A 15,502-nucleotide genomic window follows, 5' to 3' on the forward strand; every position below is an offset into this window, starting at 1 on the left:
AAATTACTGATCGAGATAACTGGTTTCACCCAAGAATGTATAAAACTTATACGGCAAGTGATTTATTGGAACAAGCGGATAAGAAATCCGTTTTCCTCAACATTCGGAACCAGAAAAGCTGACCCGTAACTAGCCGCGGCGACGGAAATAATCGTCCACAATCCCAAGCTAAAAAGCATCCAACCGAAAACCAGGCGTCTTTTAGAACCAAAGCTCATTCCCATAAAGGCGGTAATATGGGAACCTACGATAATCGGACCTAAAATCGCTAATCCAGGCAAACCATATTTGTTAAAAAGAACCCTGGCCCTTTTTTCTTTTTTTGAATCTTGTTCTACAATCACTTCTGCACTATTTTGAAACTCTTCTCCAACTTGCTCTTTCACACCAATACGCTTCTTTTTTCTTGCCCTTATCCATCCCTTTACTTTATCAACAAAAACAATTAACAGCAGAACTGTTAATGCATTTCCCAAGAACCCCAGTATGCCTACAGGCGCCGGCGACAATCCCCCAAGTATCGCCAGCGGCACAACAGTAACCAGTTCAAGCAACGGAATGCTTGCTAATACAAAAACCAATAAATATGATATAAACATTTTATCACCTTTTTGTATTTATTTAATCTTGCAGCTTTTTAATCTCCGACCAGTAAGTAAAATATTGGCCCAGTCCCAATGCCACTAATAAAAAATAAACACATCGTAAATGGCAAACGCAAAAATCGTTCAATCATCATTTTCCTCCTCTTTCAGCCAAAAAACTTCTTCTAAAGGCACTCTAAATGCTTTCGAGATTTTGAGAGCCAAAGCGACAGAAGGTGCATAGTCTCCTTTTTCAATCATGCCAATTGTCTGGCGGGTCGCCCCTACCAATTTTCCTAATTCGGACTGGTTAAAATTATGTCTTGCTCTTAATTCTTTTACCCGGTTATGTAGCATATAAAGAAAACCTCTCTTGGCGTATTAACTATTTATAATGTAAGATATCATTAACATCTTGTCAATAATATTTGTCACAATGTTAATGATTATTTCCATAAGAATCCAGATCACTATTAATAGGCATAAAATATCTCAAATCGTTGCAATATTATGTTAAGAAAAGTAAGGTGGTGAGCTTATTTTGGTCAATGCGGAAAACAAAAAACAACGTTTGGAACTGGCTACCTTCGCAGGCGGCTGCTTTTGGTGTCTGGTTGCTCCTTTTCTGCAATTGCCGGGAGTTGTAAAGGTAGTCTCCGGTTATACCGGCGGACACAAAGAATCCCCCACATATGAGGAAGTCTGCTCAAATAAAACAGGACATCATGAAGCCGTACAAATAACCTTTAATCCCGACCTGTGCTCATATGAAAAATTGCTTGATACTTACTGGCGTCAAATTGATCCAACTGATCCGGGAGGTCAGTTCGCTGACCGTGGACCATCTTACCAAACCGCGATTTTCTATCATAACCGGACCCAGAAGCAACAGGCCGAGGCATCTAAAAAAGCAATTGAAGAAAGCGGTCGTTTTGACCTGCCAATAGCCACGCAAATAATCGAGGCCTCCGAGTTCTACTCCGCCGAAGAGTATCATCAAAGCTACCATCAAAAAAATCCCGTGCACTACGGTGTTTACCGTCGGGGCTCAGGACGTGAGAGCTTTATAAAGAAGTACTGGGGAAAAAATAAAGACGAGGAACTAATTAATAGCAAACTAAGCAAAATTCAGTATGAGGTAGCCCGAAATAACGGTACCGAGCCACCTTTCAAAAATGAATACTGGGATAATAAGCGGGACGGCATATATGTGGATGTCGTTTCCGGCGAGCCACTGTTCAGTTCCCTTGACAAATACGATTCCGGGTCCGGGTGGCCCAGTTTCACCAGACCGCTCCACTCGGACAATATAAAAGAGCATGCAGACAGCAGCCACAACATGCTCCGCACAGAGGTCAGAAGCAAAAGTGCCGACTCTCACCTGGGCCATGTATTTGACGACGGCCCGGCCCCAACGCGTTTGCGTTATTGCATCAACTCGGCGTCATTACGATTCATTCCTGCAGAGGATCTTGAGAAAGAAGGTTATAAAGAGTATCTGCGTCTGTTTAAATAGACGTAATATTACGCTTTATACGGCTTATTGGCAAGCCGGTAATGGACGTCCCCTTTTGTAAAGATACCGGATTATTATCGGAATAATTAGCTGCATCTGGGAAAAAGAGCATCGCTCACTACTCCAAGAAAGTAGTTTTGCGACACTCCCTTCATTTTTACTTCAGGTGGGGTGAATCCCCATCTGAAGCCCCGATGTTCAGTTTTAGCCGAACGAGTTCACTTGGCCCCTGTTCACTGGCTGCATTTTTATGTACCCTTTGATACAGCGGCTAACTTTTCAGAATGGAGAGGCTTAACAGGCACTTTCGTCCTTGACACCTGGACCAGCAGTACACCACCCAGAATTACCGCCGCAGATATGATAGTCCTTACCGTAATCTCTTCTTTTAAAATAAGATAGCCCAGCAATACCGCCACCACGGGATTTATGTAAGCATAGGTAGACGCCTTGGCCGGCGGCATTGCTTTTAATATGTATATATAAGCACTATAGCCTGCCATGGTGCCTATAAAGATCAGGTACAACATAGCGCCAATTCCGGCCGCTGTCGGGTGAAATCGGGACAATTCACCGGCGAATAAACCCGTCGCGCTTAAGGCAATACCACCAGCCAGGGCCTGCACCGCTATAGCATAAATAATCGAACCACCGACAGGCCTGCGGGCCGAAAAAACAGAACCCAACGCCCAAAGAAAAGCCGCCATAATTAAACCAGCCATTCCGGAAAGCTGATTGCCCCCTAGTTCAAAACCCGGTGCCAGAAGCAGCGCCACACCGGAAAAACCGGTAAGCAAGCCAACCCAGCCAAGCCATCCTATAGGAGTGCCGCCCGGTACTATTGTGTCAATTAGTGCAACAAAAAGAGGTACCGTAGCTATAAGCAATGCAGCTAAACCCGAGGCCAGCCATTGTTCCGACCAAACCACCAAACCATTGCCGCCATAAAGCAGAAACAACCCTACGATTGCGGAATTCACTATATCGCGACGGTTAGCTGGCATTTTATAGCCCCTAATTCTGGCAAAGAACAACAAAACAAGCCCGGCTACAACAAATCTAAAACCTGCAAATAAAGCCGGGGGTAAATCCCTAACCCCCACCCTTATGGCTAAATAGGTAGACCCCCAAACTATGCAGACGGTTACATAAGCAAGTAATACTCGAGGGTCACTAAAGGTCGAATTTCCAGTTTTCATATTTAAACCTTCCTGTTCAATAAAATATTTATATTGCAACTAATTTATCGTTCCTCTGGTTGCACATTGTTTAATTATATAATGTTAGGTGAAAAAGTACCAGATTATGATCGGCCTCGTTCAAGATATGTTCATTTTAGCGGTTATATTGTTGCCCTATACGCCCATTTTAGCCGCAGGCGGTTTCCTCATCCACCGGTTATATAAAATAAGAAAAATTGGCAATAACGAGAACGGCTAGCACGTAAGCAGGAACCCTCCTGCCTTTATTTTCATATTATAAGTAAAATTAAAAGGAGTGTTCCCCTGTGACTAATGATACCAATAAAGATATTAATAAAAAGGAAAAAGAGACTATCAAAACCGGCGCGGCAAATAGCAGTTGTCCACCGAGCGGCTCAGTTCCCGTTTACCAAACATTGTATCCGGGATTTCCGTACACTACTTGCAGGTATTATCCAACATACGAGTATGTACCCGTTTACGCTTTACCGGAAGCTCTTAATTTAATAGTAGATTCTGTCGGAGATGAAAGAGAGGACGAGTTATTTTACGATTATTTGCTCAGCGTGGCGCCCCCCGCTCAAAGAGAAATTATCGTCCCCATTCGAAACGATGAAAGAAAGCATGCCAGATTATTCAGGGAAATATATTGGCAGGTTACGGGTAGGGACATTCCCGCAGCGCCTGAGGTAACCTTTGAGAGACCCAGAAACTACTGTGAGGGAATCACCAGGGCGCTCTTTGGCGAACTGGCCGCTGTGGAAAGATACCGCAGGATATTATTCGGCTTTGAGTTTTTGCCTTACCGAAACATCATTACAGAGATTTATACCGATGAGTTAAAGCACGCATCCAAATGGAATTACTTGTTTACATTAAATTGCGCCTGTAGATAAAATAACCCGCACCGCAACCGGTTATAAAATGCGGGTACTGTTTTATCCATCAGCGTCCCTGCAAAAAGTGCTATAATTAAATAACGTTTATAATTGAAATGCCAAACTATGGATATTAAATATCAACCCAAGGAACTGTCCGCAGTAAGCATAAGACACCCCAGGCGTTCCCATTCAAGCTTCCTTGGCCGGGAACGCTATTTTCATCAAACCGAAAGGCAAAACAAATGAAAAATCAGCCTAAAAGGATCAACCGGCAGGTATGGTGGCGGCTGTTACGGCCCCATACCCTGACAGCAGCCTTTGTTCCTGTCTCAGTAGGTACGGCACTGGCTCTTGAAGCCGGACAAGTTAACATTCCACTGTTTTTGGTCATGCTGTTGGCGGCACTGCTCATTCAGTCAGCTACTAATATGTTTAATGAATACTATGATTATGTAAAGGGATTGGATACTTCGGAATCGGTGGGCATAGGCGGTACCATTGTCCGTGACGGCGTTCAAGCGCCCACGGTATTGTATATTGCGATAGTCTTTTATGTCCTGGCCATCGTCGCCGGGATCTACATTTGCGCCGCAAGCAGTTGGTGGCTTGCAGCCGTGGGTCTTGTTTGCATGGCGGCCGGTTATCTTTATACCGGCGGGCCTTACCCCATCGCCTACTCTCCGCTGGGGGAAATTTTATCCGGAGTTTTAATGGGCACGACCATCATACTTATTTCTTTCTTTATCCAAACCAATACGATAAGTTTGGAGAGTGTGCTGGTCTCTGTGCCCATTACCGTACTTATCGGAAGCATTCTGCTATCCAACAATATCCGGGACCTTGACGGCGACCGGGCCAAAGGCCGCCGCACTGTGCCCATACTGCTTGGCAGAAGCAATGCAATTACTCTTCTCGCGGCTTTATTTACTTTCTCCTACCTTTGGGTTACCGGGCTGGTGCTAATGAGCATAATTTCACCGTGGGCTTTACTGGCTCTTGTCAGTATTACCAAAGCCCGACAAGCCGTTGGCGGCTTCCGTGGCAAAAGCCGCGCGGCGGAAATGATGCCGGCCATGCAAGCGACCGCCCAGACCAATACTATTTTCGGGCTTTTATTGGCGGTTGGCGTAACCATAAGCTGCCGGTTTTAACGCCCGCTATTTAAGATCCGTAATGTTTAAACGGAACACCGCCAATAGATCCGCTTATAAGTAAGCCAATGTCTTAACACACATTGAACTGGTTCATCATTATCGGTTATGATAAATAGAGAAATATGTTTACCAAGGGGGCGATTGATTATGGAATGGACAACTTTACAGTCTTTATTTGATACTAAAGAAAAAGCGTTAAGAACAGCCAATATTGTAGCTACTACAGAATCCAGATTAGCCAGTGATCCACGCGGTCCTCAATATGAAGTAGAAACCAGGATTGAGCAAGTGGAGGACAAGTGGCAGGTATCCTGGCGCAAGGTATTTGTCGGCTTCAAATCAGGCTGTAACGGCGGCTGTCAATCCTGTCCAACAAAAGCACCCAGGTCCACCAATGGCGGCAAGGTTATACCTTTTAGAAAACCCACAGTTTAAGACAGCAATTAGGCCATAACCCGTATAAGAAAGACTACTACACCGATAATATTCAAAAGTCACCGGCACTACAACGAAAAGTATAGTTTATCGAACTTTAAAATGGGCTGGTCGTTTCTCAGCGCAGTAGAGTACACCACCCCAACGCCCGGCTCCGACCAAGCTAGCGAAAGCTTTGCTCAAAAAGCAATTTGCGCTGCAGTACTGGAAATACCGACAACTTGCCCAAGGTGATTTCAATAGCAGATATTTACCAAATTCCAAGACTTCCACTTCTGTAAGTGGGAGTTCCTATTTTAACTTCAGGTGGGGGTGGAATCCCCATCTGAAGCCCCGACGTTCAGCTTTAGCTGAACGAGTTCACTTAGCTTGTCTGTTTAAAGTTCATAATTCGGACAGGCTATAATAATCGGCGCCGCGTTGAGCCTTATTAAGCAATAATCAACAGGAAAGGATGCAAGATGAGTTTATTAACCGCTGAAAATATCTCCAAAAGCTATAGTGATAAAAAACTGCTCAATCGTATTAATCTTAGTATCAGCGAAGGTGACAAGTTGGGTTTAATCGGTATTAACGGCACCGGTAAATCCACGCTGCTTAAGATTATTGCCGGGACGGAGATGGCAGACGAGGGACAAGTGACCAAGGGAAGTGAGATGCGAATAGCTTACCTATCCCAAAATCCCGATTTTGATGCCCGGGCCACAGTGCTGGAGCAAGTCTTTAAAGGTGACAGCCCGTTAATGAAGTTAATTAGGGAATACACAGCGGCCCTGGGGAACCCGGGCACTTCAGATGAGCAAGTTTTAAAATTAACCCGCGACATGGATACTTTAAACGCCTGGAACCTGGAAAGTGAAGCGCAGTCCATCCTAACCAGGCTGGGTATAAGTGATTATAATGCTCCCATGGGAACCTTATCCGGCGGCCGGAAAAAAAGAGTTGCGCTGGCGGCAGCGCTGTTAAACCCTGCGGATTTACTTGTCTTAGATGAACCGACCAACCACCTGGACAATGAGGCCATCAATTGGCTGGAACAATATCTGAATAAAAGAAAAGGCTCCCTGCTGATGATTACCCATGACCGGTATTTCCTGGACCGGGTGGTAAACCAGATTATTGAACTGGACAAAGGCAGCCTGTATCTGTATAAAGGCAACTACAGCTATTATCTGGAGAAGAAAATTGAACGGGAAGAAATGGAGCAGGCTACCGAGCGCAAAAGACAGCGGTTGCTGAAAAAAGAGCTGGCCTGGCTCAAAAAGGGAGCTAAAGCCAGAACCACCAAGCAAAAGGCCAGAATAGAACGCTACCACAAATTAAACGCCCAGGCTGCCGGCCAAAGAGATGAAAAGCTGCAAATATCCGTGGCTTCCAGCCGCCTGGGCAAAAAAACTATTGAGCTGGAGCAGGTTTGCAAATCCTTCGCCGGCACCAGAGTAATAGATAATTTCAGTTTTAAGCCGGCTAGGAATGACCGGGTCGGTATCATTGGTCCCAATGGCAGCGGCAAGTCAACTTTATTAAATATTATTTACGGCATCTTACAGCCGGACAGCGGCACAGTGGATATAGGGGAGACGGTTAAAATGGGGCTGTACTCCCAGGAAATTCAGCATATCGACGGCAGTTTGAGAGTTATCGAATATATTAAAGGAGGAGCGGAGTTTTTAAGCACAAGCGAAGGGCATAAAATAAGCGCATCACAAATGCTGGAAAGGTTTTTATTTCCTCCGGCCCTGCAATGGAGCCTGATTGAAAAGCTTTCCGGCGGGGAAAAAAGAAGGCTGCATTTACTCAGAGTACTAATGGAAGCGCCCAATATACTGCTTTTGGACGAACCCACCAATGACCTGGATATAGCAACGCTCGCTATTTTAGAAGATTACCTGGATGACTTTAACGGAGCGGTGATAGCTGTTTCCCACGACAGATATTTTTTAGATCGCATAGCGGAAAAGATTTTATCCTTTGAGGGAGACGGACATATTGGACAGTACACCGGCAACTACTCGGATTACCGGGCTAAATACGTCGACCGGTCTGTAGAGCAAGCGAAAAATACTGTTGCAGATAGCGTTGTTCCCCCAAAACAGCGAAGGAACCGGCGGGATAATCAAACTGAAAGAAAGAAAACTAAACCACTTAAGCTTACTTATCATGAACAAAAGGAATATGCTGAAATAGATGATATTATCGCCGGACTGGAAGACAAAATAAAGCTGATACAGATCCAAATTAACGAGGCCGCTACCGATTACGTTCTTTTACAGCAGTTGGTGGCCGAAAAGGATGAATTGGAAGGACAGCTCAAAGAGAAATTAGAAAGATGGGTTTACTTAAGTGAGCGGGGTCAGACTTAAACTTACTTAAACTAACTTACTTATCGGCATATACAAATAACAAAGCGCCTTCATGCCAAGTGAATTATTATGCCGCCTAACTAACCCCGTCCTATTTTTTTTAAAAAAGCGGCTATTCGCCCACCGCCGGGCAGACGGCGCACATCCTCAACCCGCACACCGCCCAGCACCAAAAGAGCCGCGGGGTAGAGCACCGCACCGGCTGTTACGGCCAGCAATGTAGGCCAGGTATTGCCGCCTACTTCCAGCTCAGCCACCCGAAAAACGGCCAGCACGCCAGCGGCCATAATCAGCGTAGCGGGCACGGACCGGGACAGCGTCTCCCACAGGTTAAACCGCATGCCCGCCAAACGCGACAGCACTATTACGTTGAGCAGCGAGGAAACCAAAAATATAACCACGGTGCCATAAGCGGCGGCTCGGATACCCAAGGTGGGGGTTAGGTAGTAGGTAATAGCAATTTTAAATATAATGCCCAACACTAAGTTGCGCACGGGCAATATGGCTTTGCCCATGCCCTGCAGCGCCCCCGCCGTAACCAAATGCACCGACCAGAATACTACCACGGCGGACAGAGCGGCCAAAGGTACCCCGGCTTCCGCTTCGGCAAACAGCAACTGGGTTAATTGCGGGGCCAGCAAATATAAGCCGATCGCCGACGGCAGAGCGAATAGTACGGCCAACCGCACCGCCTGGGCCAGTTGGGAACGGATGCGCTCCATATTTTGCTTGGCAAAGGCTTCCGCCACTGCGGGCACCAGGCTGGCACCCAGTGAAACGGCCAGAGCGATGGAAATATTGACAAAAGCCATAGCCATCTGGTTAAATTGCCCGAAAAAGGCAATAGACTGCTGGTGGCTGAATCCCGCCAGCTGCAACCGGTCGATGATCAGCCATTGGTCAATGAGGTGGGTAATGGACATGGCCACCGCAGCAAATGATACCGGTATCGCCACGCTAAATATGCGCCTGAGCAGGGACAGCGTTTCCTCTCTGGCCCCGGATATATCCCGTCCGGCCAACTCCAGCATTTCCCGGCGCTGCCGGCGGTATATAAAAATCAGCATTATTGTAGCCCCCACCGCCCCGGGCACAGCACCCAGGTTGGCCCCGGCAGCGGCGACAGACAAGCCCCGGGGCAGCAGCAGGTAACTGAACAGTAAAGTAGCCCCCACCAGCATTACCTGATCGGCCAATTGCGAGTAAGCCACCGCCCGCATATTTTGCAGTCCCTGAAAAAGGCCCCGGTAAGCGGCGGTAACAGCGGCAAAAAATATCACCGGGGCGATGGCCCGCATGCCCAGATACGCCTCGGGTATGCGCACCAGGCCTTGTTCAATCAACCAGCCCGCGCCGAAAAACAGCAGCAGCGAAGAAGTAACGCCCAGCACCAGCATGGAGGCCCGGGCCACCCGAAAGGTACGCAGCGCGTCACGGTAGTGACCCAATGCCATTTTTTCGGATACTACACTGGCTACGGCCACCGGTATGCCTGCCGACGAAAGGGTAAAAAAAAGCAGGTAAATTTGATTGGGCACAGCGTAGATACCTAACCCCTCGTCCCCCAGCAAACGCCCCAGAGGGATGCGGTAAATTGCGCCTAAAATCCTAATAATCAGCCATGAAACGGTCAGAGTCAGAGCACCCTGCAGTACTGTTTGCCTATTTAAAAAATTTTTGGCCATTATTTTTTCTCCCGCAATGCATCACATCAAATCAAAACGTAAGAAGTCAGCGCATTTGAACTTGTGTGCACCAGCTTATGCTTGCTTTTATAATATTATTAGAACATCGTTCAATAATCTTCTCGCAATGCTTGATTTAAAATAGCCGGTATCTAATCACCGGAGCCGAAATTAATCCCCTCAATAGCCAGCAAGCGCACCTTCCACGCGAGACCGCTGCCAAAACCGCCAAGAGTACCATCACTGCGGATCACCCGGTGACAGGGGACAACCAGCGAAACACGGTTGGCCCCCAGAGCACCGCCCACCGCCCGGCTTGCTCGTGGACAATCGATCATAGCGGCCACCTGTCCATAAAACAGTAATTCCCCCCGCCGGATACCCCGCACTACCTGCAATACCCGTTGCTGAAAGGGCGTAAAAACTGCCCAGTCCACAGGAAAATCAAGCCGCTCCGGCTCCCCGCTGAAATACCGATTCAGCGCTTGGGCCAGCCCGGCCAACACATGACCGGACTCCGGCGGCACCACCGAACACCCCTCCTTCACCCCCAACTGAGTCAGACTGCGCACGCACTCCTCCGCGCCGGCTTGCGGCAGCGTTAACGCCACCAATCCGGCTTCGCTGCGAGCGGCCCCAACCCAACCGGCTGCCGTAGCAATTGTCCAAATCAAAGGATTGGGCTTTAACCTTCTCAGACTAACCTTTTTATCTATATATGCCAATATATTCACGCCTTCATACATACTAATTATCTGACTGAGCAGTTGACCTAATAAATACCATTAAACCGGTAATAATAATCAGCCCGCCCGTAACCTGCAGCAAGGTGGGCACCTGATGGAATATAAAATAGGCCAGTATAGTGGCCCCAACCGATTCACCCAGTATACTTACCGATACCACCGCCGCCTTAACATAACGCAACGCCCAATTAAAGACAGTATGTCCCATAACAGTAGGCACTGCGGCCAGCAGCACAAACATCAGCCAAGTACCGGGCGGATAGGGAACCAAGGGCAATTGAAGCATAACTGCAGCCAGGAAGAGGGTAAGCATAGAAGATCCGTAAACCATAGTTATGTAAGGCAGCAAAGATAATCGCTCTCTGATCCCCCGGCCCACCAGCATATAGCCCGCCACAAAAAACGCCCCCGAGAAGGCCAAAAAATCACCCCACAGTGCCTGTCCCCCCACCCGAAAATCGCTGATTCCCACCAGTACACTGCCGGAAAGCGCTATAGCCGCACCCAGCAATCCCCGGCGGGTTATTTTTTCTTTATAAAACAGGTAGCCGCCCGTAATAACAAAAAGAGGCTGCATAGTCACCAATACAGTGGAACTGGCTATGGAAGTGTAGTTAAGCGACGTTACCCACGTTGCAAAGTGCAGAGTCAGCATAATACCCGCGCCACAGGCCGGCAGCACGTCCCGTCGGGTCAAGGCTCGCAGCTCACGCCGTCCGGTGGCCAAGGTCACCGGTGCCAGCAGCAGCACAGTGAACGCCATCCGATAAAGAGCGATAATCAGCGGCGGCGCCTCGGCCGCTTTAGTAAATATGGAAGAAAAAGCTGCGGCAAGCACGCCCAGCAATACAGCCAGGTATGGGTTAATAATCGGTTGTGACATTTGTCATGTCCTCACTTCCTGCTGTCAAACCAGCTAGGGCAGAACAATGCAATATCGTTAATGTCTTACAAATCGCCCGTTTAAAACAGCTCCGTGGACAAATACCGTTCCCCGGTATCCGGGAAAATTACCACCACGGTGCAATTCCGGTTCCGTTCCCGCCCGGCCAATTGTCTAGCCGCGTAAGCTGCGGCCCCGGAGGAAATGCCCACCAACAACCCCTCTTCCCGGGCCAGGCAGCGAACAGCCTCCATAGCCTGATCACCGGTCACCTTGATTATTTCATTCAATATAGCTACATTGAGCACCCGTGGCACAAAACCGGCTCCAATACCCTGGATTTTATGGGGACCGGGCTTGCCGCCCGATAGTACGGGCGATTCGGCGGGCTCTACCGCCGCCACCTGCAAAGCGGGATTTCTCTCCCTGAGCGTCTCACCGATACCCGTTATAGTACCCCCGGTTCCTACCGCGGACACCAGCACATCCACATGCCCGGCAGTATCTCGCCAGATCTCCTCCGCTGTAGTGGCACGGTGCGCGGCAGGATTGGCCGGGTTATCAAATTGGGCAGGCATAAAAGCACCGGGGATTTGCCGCGTCAGGTCGGCAGCCTTGGCAATGGCGCCGGACATACCCTCGCCCCCGGGAGTCAGCACAACCTCGGCGCCCAGCGCCCGGAGCAGTTTTTGCCGCTCCACACTCATGGTCTCAGGCATACAAAGGATACAGCGGTAGCCGCGGGCGGAACACACCATCGCCAAACCAATTCCGGTATTGCCGCTGGTAGGCTCGATTACCACGCTGCCGGTGCCGGCACAGGTATTGCTGTCATTAGCAGTACCGCTCCCCAGCAAACCGTTTTTTTCAGCCTGTTCAATCATAGCCAGAGCGACCCGGTCTTTAATACTGCCACCGGGATTAAAGTATTCCAATTTGGCAAGTATCCGGCCGGGCAAGCCGCTGCCATAGCGGCTTAATTCGTAAAGAGGCGTATTACCGATTAAATGATTTATATCATAAGCAAACGACAATATAATCACATCCATAGCCTTAATTTTACAAATACTATATAACTTTATCACTGCCGGCAAGCCTTGTCAATTAAGGCATTAAGCTATATTAATCTATTTATGCAATGTATGAATTCCGAGCATCCTTCCCGCAAGGGCCGGTTGTTTGAGTTCAATATATGACGAGGCAGCTATGGAAAATGAATTATCGGTTCGGGTAACGTGGGTAAATTTTCCTGATACAAGTAACACATTCCTCCACACTCACATAATATATCACTGGTATTGCTTAAAAAATTTATCTAAGGAGGATGTATTATGGGTTTTGGAGCAGGATGCGGACCAGGTTGTGGCGGCGGTGCACCTTTCTTTGACGGGAGTTTCATTCTGTTTCTGATTCTGATCTTACTGGTGTTTGGAATGGGATTCATCGGTTGCGGCGGAATCTGCTAAAAGACAGCACCGGCAAAACGCCCTGCAAAGGGCGTTTTGCTATTACATGCTCAGCTGGCGCGTTCTACATGTTCCAGGAGCTCCTGGCGGATCAACATAGGATTAGCTCACAAAAATTGGTCCGCCCAATAATATACCGGCCATAATAACAAGCCTAAAAGCCCGGCCGCCCATTAACCACCCGGTATCACCCAGTATATCTATCTGCGTGTTACAAAGCCAATAAAGAGAAAGACTTCCCAAAAACTCAGCGAGCTAATGGGAAGCCTTTGACCAAAACAATTCCTATGTTACCTTCTTGTTACCCTTGCGACTTCATAAACCACATAAACCCCTGTTTTTTCAGGGGTTCATGGCACTTACTACATCATGCCGCCCATTCCGCCCATGCCGCCCATGCCGGGAGGCATACCGCCGCCCTTGTTATCTTCGGGCTTTTCGGCCACCAGGGTTTCGGTGGTCAAAATCATGGCCGCAATACTGGCAGCGTTTTGCAGCGCGGAACGAGCAACCTTGGCCGGGTCAACGATACCGGCATCAATCATGTTTACATATTCACCGGTGAGAGCGTTAAAGCCCACGCCCGCTTCGGCAACCCGCACTTTTTCAACGACAACGGAACCTTCCATACCGGCGTTGCTGGCAATCTGCCGCAGGGGTTCTTCAAGTGCCCGGCGCACAATATCCAGACCCACCTTTTCATCCATGCTGTCCGTTGCCATATCAGCCAGCGCGTTGATGGCCTGTACGTAAGCCACACCACCGCCGGAAACGATACCTTCCTCAACTGCGGCGCGGGTAGCGTTTAAAGCATCCTCAATGCGCAGCTTTTTCTCTTTCATCTCAGTTTCGGTAGCGGCGCCCACCTGGATAACAGCCACGCCACCGGCCAGCTTGGCCAGGCGCTCTTGCAGTTTCTCCCGGTCGAAATCGGAAGTAGTTTCCTCAATTTGTTTCTTAATTTGACCAACCCGGGCGGTAATATCATTGGTATTGCCCGCACCGCCCACGATGATGGTTTCCTCTTTCTTAATACGCACTTTGGAAGCCCGGCCCAGCATGGTGATATCGGCTTTATCCAGCTTCAAGCCCACTTCTTCGGATATCTTGGTACCACCGGTTAAAATGGCGATATCATCCAACATGGCTTTGCGGCGATCGCCAAAGCCGGGGGCCTTGACAGCCACGCAAGTAAAGGTGCCACGCAGTTTATTCAGAACCAAGGTGGCCAGCGCTTCACCCTCAACATCTTCGGCAATGATCACCAGAGCTTTGCCGGCCTGCACTACTTTTTCCAATACCGGCAGAATATCCGCCACCGCGGAAATCTTGCGATCAGTGATCAGAATATAAGGGTCGTCCAGATTTGCTTCCATTTTATCAGTGTCGGTAATCATATACGGGGATATGTAACCCCGGTCAAAGTTCATTCCTTCCACAACTTCCAGGGTAGTGCCGATACCTTTGGATTCTTCAACGGTGATAACGCCGTCTTTACCTACTTTTTCCATAGCGTCGGCAATCAGGCTGCCAATAGAGTCGTCGTTGGCGGAAATTGAAGCAACCTGAGCAATGGCGGACTTGCTTTCCACCGTCCTGGCAGAACCCTTAATGGCGTCAACAGACTTTTCGACAGCCTTTTCAATACCCCGCTTGATGATCATGGGGTTGGCGCCGGCGGCTACGTTTTTCAAACCTTCCCGGACAAGGGCCTGGGCCAGCAGAGTGGCTGTGGTAGTACCATCACCGGCTACGTCGTTAGTCTTGGTGGCCACTTCTTTAACCAGCTGAGCGCCCATATTTTCAAATGGATCTTCTAGCTCAATTTCCCTGGCGATGGTTACGCCGTCATTGGTAATCATCGGAGATCCAAATTTTTTCTCCAGCACTACATTACGGCCCTTGGGACCCAGGGTAACCTTAACCGCTTCAGCCAGCGCGTTTACACCCTTTTCAAGTGCCTTACGAGCATCTTCGCGGAAAATTATATCTTTACCTGCCACTTTAACTTACCTCCTTCAATTAGGTATATATAGTCTTTTAAAAAACTTGCCTGCTACCCGATTACGCCGAGAACATCCATTTCCCGTAAAATCAAATACTCAACTTCGTCGATTTTAACTTCGTTGCCGGAATACTTGGAAAACAACACCTTGTCCCCTGCTTTCAGGTCGATGGCCACGCGCTGTCCGTTATCCAACAGACGGCCGGAGCCCACTGCCACTACTTCGCCTTGCTGCGGCTTTTCCTTAGCCGTATCCGGCAGCACAATACCGCTTTTGGTAACTTCTTCGTTGGGCAGAGGCTTAACAACTACCCGATCGCCTAAAGGTCTTATCACAAAAACCCCTCCTTAATATTATTTGATAAAGTATTGAGCGGTTTTATTTATTGTTAGCACTCATTAAAGCCGAGTGCTAATACCCAAGTAATATAATATAGAACGAGCCAACTAAAAGCAAGTATTTTTTAGCAAGAAATTACCCTTATTTTTTATAAAAAGGACAATTTATTTAATATTGCTCAGGCTCTCTCCCTCTGGTGTTATTAGAGTTTATTTTTACACCTGCTGTCTGACAAGCTATTA

15 protein-coding genes are annotated in these 15,502 nt (G+C 48.2%); 6 read left to right on the top strand and 9 right to left on the bottom strand.

The features are described 5' to 3' along the window. Nucleotides 1–62: 62 nt before the first annotated feature. Complete coding sequence (locus ABDB91_RS16070) at nucleotides 63–599, bottom strand: small multi-drug export protein (RefSeq protein WP_347488694.1); 537 nt, start codon at nucleotides 597–599, stop codon at nucleotides 63–65. Nucleotides 600–728: 129 nt separating this feature from the next. Continuing rightward, a complete protein-coding gene (locus tag ABDB91_RS16075; RefSeq protein ID WP_347488695.1) occupies nucleotides 729–941 on the bottom strand; it encodes a helix-turn-helix transcriptional regulator in 213 nt (70 codons plus the stop codon). Nucleotides 942–1,125: 184 nt separating this feature from the next. Between ABDB91_RS16075 and msrB the strand changes: the two genes are divergently transcribed. After that, entirely contained in the window at nucleotides 1,126–2,100 is a 975-nt protein-coding gene (gene msrB / locus ABDB91_RS16080) for a peptide-methionine (R)-S-oxide reductase MsrB (RefSeq protein ID WP_347488696.1), read from the top strand. A gap of 248 nt (nucleotides 2,101–2,348) precedes the next feature. On the opposite strand, the gene ABDB91_RS16085 is transcribed toward msrB, so the two are convergent. After that, nucleotides 2,349–3,299, bottom strand: coding sequence for an EamA family transporter (locus ABDB91_RS16085; RefSeq protein WP_347488697.1), 951 nt, complete (start codon nucleotides 3,297–3,299; stop codon nucleotides 2,349–2,351). Between the two features lie 308 nt (nucleotides 3,300–3,607). On the opposite strand from ABDB91_RS16085, the gene ABDB91_RS16090 reads away from it, so the two are divergent. From ABDB91_RS16090 to ABDB91_RS16105, 4 genes are all read left to right on the top strand, one after another. Beyond that, nucleotides 3,608–4,198 carry a ferritin-like domain-containing protein gene (locus ABDB91_RS16090; RefSeq protein ID WP_347488698.1) on the top strand — a complete coding sequence of 197 codons (591 nt, stop codon included), beginning with the start codon at nucleotides 3,608–3,610 and terminating at the stop codon, nucleotides 4,196–4,198. Between the two features lie 227 nt (nucleotides 4,199–4,425). Next, a complete protein-coding gene (locus ABDB91_RS16095) occupies nucleotides 4,426–5,334 on the top strand; it encodes a 1,4-dihydroxy-2-naphthoate polyprenyltransferase (protein ID WP_347488699.1) in 909 nt (302 codons plus the stop codon). A 150-nt stretch (nucleotides 5,335–5,484) separates the two neighbouring features. Further along, nucleotides 5,485–5,772 (top strand): hypothetical protein, encoded by a 288-nt coding sequence (locus ABDB91_RS16100; protein ID WP_347488700.1) that lies wholly within the window; start codon nucleotides 5,485–5,487, stop codon nucleotides 5,770–5,772. A gap of 461 nt (nucleotides 5,773–6,233) precedes the next feature. Further along, nucleotides 6,234–8,135 carry an ABC-F family ATP-binding cassette domain-containing protein gene (locus tag ABDB91_RS16105; protein ID WP_347488701.1) on the top strand — a complete coding sequence of 634 codons (1,902 nt, stop codon included), beginning with the start codon at nucleotides 6,234–6,236 and terminating at the stop codon, nucleotides 8,133–8,135. A gap of 80 nt (nucleotides 8,136–8,215) precedes the next feature. On the opposite strand, the gene ABDB91_RS16110 is transcribed toward ABDB91_RS16105, so the two are convergent. From ABDB91_RS16110 to cysK, 4 genes are all read right to left on the bottom strand, one after another. Next, nucleotides 8,216–9,820: a polysaccharide biosynthesis protein gene (locus ABDB91_RS16110; RefSeq protein ID WP_347488702.1), complete on the bottom strand. Its 1,605-nt coding sequence runs from the start codon at nucleotides 9,818–9,820 to the stop codon at nucleotides 8,216–8,218. A 152-nt stretch (nucleotides 9,821–9,972) separates the two neighbouring features. After that, nucleotides 9,973–10,545, bottom strand: a complete 573-nt coding sequence (locus tag ABDB91_RS16115; RefSeq protein WP_347488703.1) for a methylated-DNA--[protein]-cysteine S-methyltransferase — start codon at nucleotides 10,543–10,545, stop codon at nucleotides 9,973–9,975. Between the two features lie 22 nt (nucleotides 10,546–10,567). Next, a complete protein-coding gene (locus tag ABDB91_RS16120; RefSeq protein WP_347488704.1) occupies nucleotides 10,568–11,449 on the bottom strand; it encodes a DMT family transporter in 882 nt (293 codons plus the stop codon). 80 nt (nucleotides 11,450–11,529) lie between these two features. Next, nucleotides 11,530–12,498, bottom strand: coding sequence for a cysteine synthase A (cysK, locus tag ABDB91_RS16125; protein ID WP_347491628.1), 969 nt, complete (start codon nucleotides 12,496–12,498; stop codon nucleotides 11,530–11,532). A 282-nt stretch (nucleotides 12,499–12,780) separates the two neighbouring features. Here cysK and ABDB91_RS16130 point away from each other — a divergent pair, with 282 nt between their 5' ends. Continuing rightward, complete coding sequence (locus ABDB91_RS16130; protein ID WP_347488705.1) at nucleotides 12,781–12,915, top strand: hypothetical protein; 135 nt, start codon at nucleotides 12,781–12,783, stop codon at nucleotides 12,913–12,915. A gap of 362 nt (nucleotides 12,916–13,277) precedes the next feature. On the opposite strand, the gene groL is transcribed toward ABDB91_RS16130, so the two are convergent. Together groL and groES are read right to left on the bottom strand one after the other, a co-directional pair. After that, on the bottom strand, nucleotides 13,278–14,918 hold the full coding sequence (groL, locus tag ABDB91_RS16135) for a chaperonin GroEL (RefSeq protein WP_347488706.1): 1,641 nt from the start codon (nucleotides 14,916–14,918) through the stop codon (nucleotides 13,278–13,280). Nucleotides 14,919–14,971: 53 nt separating this feature from the next. After that, nucleotides 14,972–15,256: a co-chaperone GroES gene (gene groES / locus ABDB91_RS16140; protein WP_347488707.1), complete on the bottom strand. Its 285-nt coding sequence runs from the start codon at nucleotides 15,254–15,256 to the stop codon at nucleotides 14,972–14,974. Between the last annotated feature and the right edge of the window lie 246 nt (nucleotides 15,257–15,502).

This window comes from Desulfoscipio sp. XC116, assembly GCF_039851975.1.
Classification (GTDB): Bacteria; Bacillota; Desulfotomaculia; order Desulfotomaculales; family Desulfallaceae; genus Sporotomaculum.

Coding starts and splice junctions, on each gene's coding strand:
- ABDB91_RS16130 (WP_347488705.1), top strand. CDS start 12,781: ATGGGTTTTGGAGCAGGATGCGGACCAGGTTGTGGCGGCGGTGCACCT.
- ABDB91_RS16120 (WP_347488704.1), bottom strand. CDS start 11,449: ATGTCACAACCGATTATTAACCCATACCTGGCTGTATTGCTGGGCGTG.
- ABDB91_RS16110 (WP_347488702.1), bottom strand. CDS start 9,820: ATGGCCAAAAATTTTTTAAATAGGCAAACAGTACTGCAGGGTGCTCTG.
- ABDB91_RS16105 (WP_347488701.1), top strand. CDS start 6,234: ATGAGTTTATTAACCGCTGAAAATATCTCCAAAAGCTATAGTGATAAA.
- ABDB91_RS16070 (WP_347488694.1), bottom strand. CDS start 599: ATGTTTATATCATATTTATTGGTTTTTGTATTAGCAAGCATTCCGTTG.
- ABDB91_RS16095 (WP_347488699.1), top strand. CDS start 4,426: ATGAAAAATCAGCCTAAAAGGATCAACCGGCAGGTATGGTGGCGGCTG.
- cysK (WP_347491628.1), bottom strand. CDS start 12,498: ATGGATGTGATTATATTGTCGTTTGCTTATGATATAAATCATTTAATC.
- ABDB91_RS16100 (WP_347488700.1), top strand. CDS start 5,485: ATGGAATGGACAACTTTACAGTCTTTATTTGATACTAAAGAAAAAGCG.
- ABDB91_RS16085 (WP_347488697.1), bottom strand. CDS start 3,299: ATGAAAACTGGAAATTCGACCTTTAGTGACCCTCGAGTATTACTTGCT.
- ABDB91_RS16075 (WP_347488695.1), bottom strand. CDS start 941: ATGCTACATAACCGGGTAAAAGAATTAAGAGCAAGACATAATTTTAAC.